At 66.5% G+C, this 6,499-nt stretch carries 3 protein-coding genes; 1 reads left to right on the top strand and 2 read right to left on the bottom strand.

Features of this window, described 5'->3' with window-relative positions; genetic code table 11:
- Window positions 1-374 precede the first annotated feature (374 nt).
- On the top strand, window positions 375-2,618 hold the full coding sequence (locus EJ903_RS21995) for a SulP family inorganic anion transporter (protein ID WP_158627975.1): 2,244 nt from the start codon (window positions 375-377) through the stop codon (window positions 2,616-2,618).
- Window positions 2,619-2,642: 24 nt separating this feature from the next.
- Here the strand turns inward: EJ903_RS21995 and EJ903_RS21990 are convergent, their stop codons facing one another.
- Both EJ903_RS21990 and EJ903_RS21985 read right to left on the bottom strand, forming a co-directional pair.
- Entirely contained in the window at window positions 2,643-4,262 is a 1,620-nt protein-coding gene (locus EJ903_RS21990) for an ATP-binding protein (protein ID WP_126619505.1), read from the bottom strand.
- A 40-nt stretch (window positions 4,263-4,302) separates the two neighbouring features.
- The gene (locus tag EJ903_RS21985) at window positions 4,303-6,459 is read right to left on the bottom strand and encodes a methyl-accepting chemotaxis protein (protein ID WP_126619503.1); all 2,157 of its coding nucleotides are present in this window, start codon (window positions 6,457-6,459) and stop codon (window positions 4,303-4,305) included.
- Window positions 6,460-6,499: the final 40 nt, after the last annotated feature.

Below are 6,499 nucleotides of genomic sequence, written 5' to 3'. Positions count from 1 at the left end.
TTCACAACTTTTTTCATGAAAAATCAGTGAAAATGTTTCACTTCTGAAATAATATGTCTATAAATTAATAACTGCATCAGAATTATTTGAAGGAACTGGCCATTTCCTAAAATTTATCAAGCGAGCATTACGCGATAATGGACACAGGGATTTTGGTTTTTGGCGTCAATACACGCATACGTGGTCATTTTCTCGAAATCGGATTCAATCTGAATTGCCGACTTCCTATATTTTTTCGAGAATAAATCAATGGTGAAATCCCTTTTGGGTGTAACGAGCCGCTGGCTGCGGTATAATGCGCGACCTTCAACGACACGCAGCGGGCCATGATGGATGGCAAGCTGATGAAAAGCCGTCCAGAAGCGGAAGGGGTTATGACCACACCCAATGATGAAGCCTTGCCCACTGGATGGGCACGTTGGCGTGACGATCTGGTTGGCGGTCTGGTTGGAGCGCTGTTTGTGATGCCCGCCGTTCTCGGCTGCGGTTTGGTGGTGTTCCAACCGCTGGGTGCCGGGTTCCAATCCCTGGGCATCCAGGCCGCGTTCGGGGCCACCATCGCTGCCGCGCTGCTGCGGGGGTTGATCGGCGGACGCGGTTTGCAGATCAACGCGCCGCGCGCCACGCAGGCCGCCTTGTTGGGCGGGCTGTTGACCCAGGCGGGACAGGTCGCGGCAACGGGTGGACACGAGGTAGCTGCCGCGCCGATGGTTGCCATCACGGTTCTGGCCCTGGCGGTGGCCGGTCTGGCGCAGATGCTGCTCGGTCTGTTGCGGTTGGGCGACGCGCTGAAATTCGTGCCGCAGCCGGTCATCGCCGGATTCGTCAATGGCTTTGCCCTGGTCATCCTGGTGCAGCAATTGCCCTATCTGCTGGGCTTGCCCGATGGGGTGGGGCTGCGCGCGCTGCTGACCGGCGCGGCGGGCGTCACACCGGGAGCCTTGGCGTTGGGCCTCGCGGCGGCGGTCGGTGTCTGGCGGTTGGGGGAGCGGCGATTCGTCGTTCCCGGCCCGTTGGTCGGCTTGGTCGGCGGTGCGGCACTCTATCAGCTCGCCTTGACCGTCACCGACGGGGCAATTGCGCTGGGCACGACGGTGAAGGCCCCGCCGCCTGGGCTGCCGGTGTCCTGGATCTGGCCCGGCGTGACGGAATTGATCGCCCATCCGGTGTTCACCGCCATGGCCCCGTCCATCCTCGTCACCGGCCTCACGCTGGGCATGATCTCGTCAATCCAATCGCTGTTGAGCGCGGCGGCGGCGGACGCCCTGCTGCGCGCCCGCCACGACAGCAGCCGGGAGTTGCTGACCCAAGGTGGTGCCAATCTGCTGTCGGCGGCCATTGGCGGCACGGTTACTGGCGGTTCGCCGCTTTACACCCGCGTGGCGATCCACAACGGCGCGCGCACCGACCGCGCCAACCTGTTCGTCGGGCTGGCGCTGCTGGCCGCCGCGCTGGGGCTGTCGCCCTTGCTGGAACTGGTCCCGGTGTCGGTGATGGCGGCGATGGTGATCGTCACCGTGCTGCGGCCCGACGATTGGACGTGGCAGCTCATCACCCTGTTGCGCCGCACGAAAATGCCGCAGGCGCGTGCCGAACTGATCCAGAATCTCGCCATCGTCCTCGTCGTCGCCCTGTTGGTGGCCACCGCCGACGCCTTGGTCGCGCTGGCGGTCGGGATGGGAGCGAGCGTCATCGTCTATCTGCGCCGGGCGGCGGTGTCGGTGGTGCGGCGGTCCTATCGCGGCGACCGCGTGCATTCGCAAACCGGGCGGTCGGACGTGGACATGGAGCGGTTGGAGCGGCACGGCGGCTCCATCGCGGTGATGGAACTGCACGGCCCGGTCTTCTTCGGCTCGGCGGAGAATCTTGCCCGGCAGGCGGAGGCGCTGGCCGAAGGGTGCCAAACCCTGATTCTCGATCTGGCGCGCGTCAACGACGTGGAAAGCACCGGGGTGCTGGTGCTGCGCCGCCTGGACGAACGCCTGTCACGCGCCGGTGTCACCCTGCTGCTGGCGGGCTTGTCGAAAGGGCGCGGCCTGCGGGTGCTGCTGCGCGACATGGGCTATGACCAGCCCGAACGGGAGGGGCGGATTCACGGCGATCTCGAAACCGCGCTGGCGGCGGCGGAAGACCAGCTCTTGAAACGGCTGGCCGGTGGCCGCGATGAGGACGAGGAAATGCCGCTGGCCGAACACCCCAGCCTCTATGGCCTGACGCGGGCGCAATTCGATCTGTTGTCGCTGACCACCCGCCGCCTGTGCTTCGCCCCCGGCGACCGCATACTGACCGAAGGCACCACCGACGACAGCCAGTTCTTTCTGGTCCGGGGTCGGGTCCGTGTGGAACGCCGTCTGCCCGGCGAGGAGCATGGCGTGCGCATCGGGACCATCCGGTCGGGCGCGGTGTTCGGTGAAATGGCCCTGCTGACCGGCGAACCGCGCTCTGCCGATGTCGTCGCCGACAGCGAGGTGGTGTGCCATGAACTGACCGCCGACGACATCGCCATGCTGGACAACATCGATCCGGCCATCTCCTTCATCCTGCTGCGCAACGTCGCCATCGAGGTGACGCAGAAGGTCCGCCGCATGTCGCGCACCGCCTCCCTCAGCGACGCCTGAGGGAGCGAACACGCGGTGGCGGGATCACACCAGTTCCGCCGCCTTTGCCTGGACGGGCGCGATGGCGGCGGGTTGGGCTTGGTCTGAATCCGCGCGGCGGCGGGCACGGGCGGTTGCCCCGCCGCGCGGACTGACGAGACGGCGGCGCTCCTGCCGCGCCCAATCGACCTCGTTCTTCGCCGCCAGGACATAGGACAGCAGGTCGCGCCCGAAGGGGGAGGCAACCTTGATGTCCTCTTCGTTGATCGCAGCGCCATTGAGGTATTGCAGCCGCAACGCGTCGCCGCCCTCCACCTCGAACAGCACACCGGCGAAGAAGAATCCGAACGCCTCGAACCCCTTGCACAGCAGGGCGGTCATCGGATCGGACAGCGGCAATTCCAGATAGACGCAGGCGTACCCGTGGCGGCACAGCGTGCGCAACTCCTCCTGCACACGTCTCAACACATCGGCCCCATAGGCGCGGACGGTGAGAAAGGCCCGCCCGACATCCTGCCGGGCCGCCACATCCAGCGCGGCGTCACGCCCGCGCAGGCTGTGCAGCGTCAGATGGGGATCCGGGACGGCGATCCGCCGATTCATGCCGCCGCGCTGGATGATGGCGTCCACCATCACCCGATGGTGCGATGGGGCGTGGATGACGCGATCCGGCTCGTCGTTCGTGCGCAAATAGAACAACACCGCCGACCGCCGGTCGGCAACCGGCCCGTCGCTGATCTTGCGAAACACCTGGGTCGCCGGGGTGAAGGCCAGCAAAAAGCCGGTCTCAAAGCCACCCAGCGCCAGATTGCCCTTTTGCGTGAAGGTGTGGACGGCCACCGCCTCGCTGAACAGGCCGAAATAGCGACGGTTGCGCGCCAGATCGCGCATCTCGTCCTTCATCCGTTCAAACAACCGCCGTCCGCGATAGCGCGGATCGACCGCCGCCATGGCGGTTTCGCCAGTGGTCGAATCCGGGCCGTGCAGCAGCATGGCGAGATGGCCGACGACATCGCCGGATTCATTCACCGCGATCAGCGACACCAGCTTGCCGCTGGCCAGCATGGCGACGATGCGTTCCGGGTAATAGACGAACTCCGATCCATACGTGTAGCCATAGGACCTGTACATCAGGCGTGACAGCGACGGCGCGTCCTCCGCGTCCAGCAACCGCAGCGTCACCTCGTCGAGGGCGCGCGGGGGTTCGGCCTCGTCGGGGACGGGCGCGTCGGGCGGTGCCGCTCCCGGCGGGGTGCTGAGACTGCGCGCCACCTCCAGCCGCTTGCCGCCCCGGCCCAGATTGCGGAAGGCAACGCGGTCGGCGAGATTGGCGGGCAGAAAGGGTTGAAACCCGGCCCGCGCGCCGTTGGCAGCGTCCACGCCACCGGCGTTGTAGGGGGCGGGCAGGCCCTTGTCTTCGATGGCGAACACCAGTTGATCGGGCCGCTTGACCAGTTCGGCGGTGTATTCGCCGTGCTCACCGGGATCGAAAGCGGTGCGGATGACGTGCAGCGCCACCTCCTCCACCAGCCGCCCCAGCGCGGGCAGATCGTCCGGGTGATCGACGCAGCCGCGCGCCGCCTGCATCATCAAACCTTGCAGAGCCGGGACCGTCGCCGGATCGGCGGGCAGGGTGACACGGGCAAGAAGGCGGTCGGTGCTCATCACGGTCGGCCCCCGATCTGGCGGATGGGATTGGGCGGTGTCAGGCCGCCCGGATGTTGCGGATGAAGGTCGCCACCTCGGTCTGCAACTGATCGGCCTGCTGGTGCAGGCTGGTGGCGGTGTCGAGCGCGGTGTGGGCGATGGAGCCGGTTTCGGTCGCTGCCTGCGACACGTCGCCGATGGTCTGCGACACCGAATGGGTGCCGTCGGCGGCGTCCTGGGCGTGGCGGGCGATGTCCTGCGTCGCGGCGTGCTGCTGATCGACCGCGCTGGCGATGGTGGCGGTGATCTCGCTCATCCGGTCGATGGTTCCAGCGATGGCGCGGATCGACCCGACGGCGCGCACCGTCACCGATTGCATCTGGCTGACCTGGGCCTGGATGTCCTCCGTCGCCTTGGCGGTCTGGTTGGCCAGCGCCTTCACCTCGTTGGCGACAACGGCGAAGCCCTTGCCCGCCTCGCCCGCACGGGCGGCCTCGATGGTGGCGTTCAAGGCCAGCAGGTTGGTCTGTCCGGCGATGGAGTTGATGAGTTCCACCACCGTGTCGATCCGCCCGGCGGCTTCCGACAGGCCGGAAATCGCGTCGTTGGTGTTTTCCGCCTCGCGGACGGCGGTTCCGGCGATCTGCGAGGATTCGCCGATGTGGCGAATGATCTCCTCGATCGACGCCGCCATCTCCTCCGCCGCCGACGCGACCGACGACACGCGTTCGGACGCGGTGGACGATGCCCCGGCGACGCTGACGGTCTGACGCTTGGTCTGTTCGGCGTTGGCCGACAGGGTTTGCGCATCATCCCGCATGCGCGAGGAAGCCGACAGCAGGGAGCCGATCACCGATTTGACGCTGCTTTCCAACTGGTTGGCCAACTCAAGCCGGGCGGCGCGCCGATCCGCCTCCGCCTGCCGCTGGGCGGCTTCCTGCTCGGCGGTCAGGCGGCGCACCTCGTGCGCGTTGACGCGGAAAACCTCCAGCGAGCGGGCCATCGCGCCGATCTCGTCGCCGCGCGTCTGGGCGGGAACCGTCATGTCGATTTCGCCCGCCGCCAGCGATTCCATGGTCCCGCGCAGACGGTCGAGCAGGCGGATGCTGCGGTTGACCAGCAGCAGACCGGCGACCACGCCCAACAGCATGGTGAGACCGACCAGCGTCGCGGTGACGGACAGGCCGGACGCGATGACGGTGTTGACCTCGTCGGCGGCGCTGTTGGCGTTGCGTTCGTTGGCGTCGGCCAGCGCGCTGGCCTGCTTGCCCAGCGTGTCCACCAGGGCGAACAGACTCTCTTCGGCCTTGGCCCCGGCTTCACGCGCGGCGATTTCCGCCTTACGCAGGGCGAACACCCCCTCGGCGTCGCGGCCAAAGACCAACACGGCCTGCGACAGGGCGCGCGGGGTTTCGTCGCGCAGCAGGTTGGCCAGGAAGTCGGCGGAAAACTCCACCCGCTTGGCGGCGGCGGCGAACTGCTTTTCCTGATCGGCCACCTGGGCCGCCGTGGTCGCTCCATCCGCCTTGCCCAGCAGCGTCACGGCCAGATTGATGTCGCTGATGATGTCCGACAGCGCCTGACGCTCCGGCAAAGCCTTCGACACCAGCGTCAGGATCAGCATGGTGAGGTTGTTGGCGTCCGACGGCAAATCCATGGTCACGCCCTGGATGCTGAGCGTCAGGTTGCGCACCATCGGTTGATAGCGATCCAGAAAGGCCGTGTGGGCACCCCCCAACGCCTTCAGCCGTTCCGCGCGCTTGGCCGCCGTTTCCAAACGGCGGCGGACCTCGCCATCCAGGCTGGTGGCGGCCGTCATGGTGCTGGTCAACAGATCGCCCAGCGCCTTGCCGGTCTTGGCGTCTCCAACACCCCCCGCCTGCTCCAACCCGGCCAACTGGTCCAGCTTGGCTTTCAGGGCGGCGCTGCGGCGTTGGAATTGCTCCATCGCCGCCGCACGGGTGCGATCATCCAGGGCAACCGCCAGCGAGCGGGCCGATTCCTCAAGCCCACCGCTTTCGTCGGCCACCTTCAGGGCACCAACGGCCAGCGGAAAATCCCGCTCGTGAACCTGGGCGAACAGCCCGGCGATGCGAAGCTGGAAGAAGCCCGCCCCGCCCCCGATGGCGGCGGCGGCGACGAACATCGCCGCGAAGGCACCAAACAGTTTGGCCTTGAGACTCACCCCTTTGGGAGATTGGCGCGTGCTGCTCATGGCGGAAATTCCTCAGCGCAAGGGGGATGCGGTCCGCAGG

It is taken from the genome of Azospirillum griseum (genome assembly GCF_003966125.1).
In the GTDB taxonomy this organism is placed as follows: domain Bacteria; phylum Pseudomonadota; class Alphaproteobacteria; order Azospirillales; family Azospirillaceae; genus Azospirillum; species Azospirillum griseum.
Note: the sequence above shows the minus strand (reverse complement) of the source record. Positions and strands in the feature narration are given on the sequence as shown.

Excerpts from the sequence above, each read along its gene's own strand:
- EJ903_RS21995 (WP_158627975.1), top strand. The coding sequence starts at position 375 with ATGACCACACCCAATGATGAAGCCTTGCCCACTGGATGGGCACGTTGG.
- EJ903_RS21990 (WP_126619505.1), bottom strand. The coding sequence starts at position 4,262 with ATGAGCACCGACCGCCTTCTTGCCCGTGTCACCCTGCCCGCCGATCCG.
- EJ903_RS21985 (WP_126619503.1), bottom strand. The coding sequence starts at position 6,459 with ATGAGCAGCACGCGCCAATCTCCCAAAGGGGTGAGTCTCAAGGCCAAA.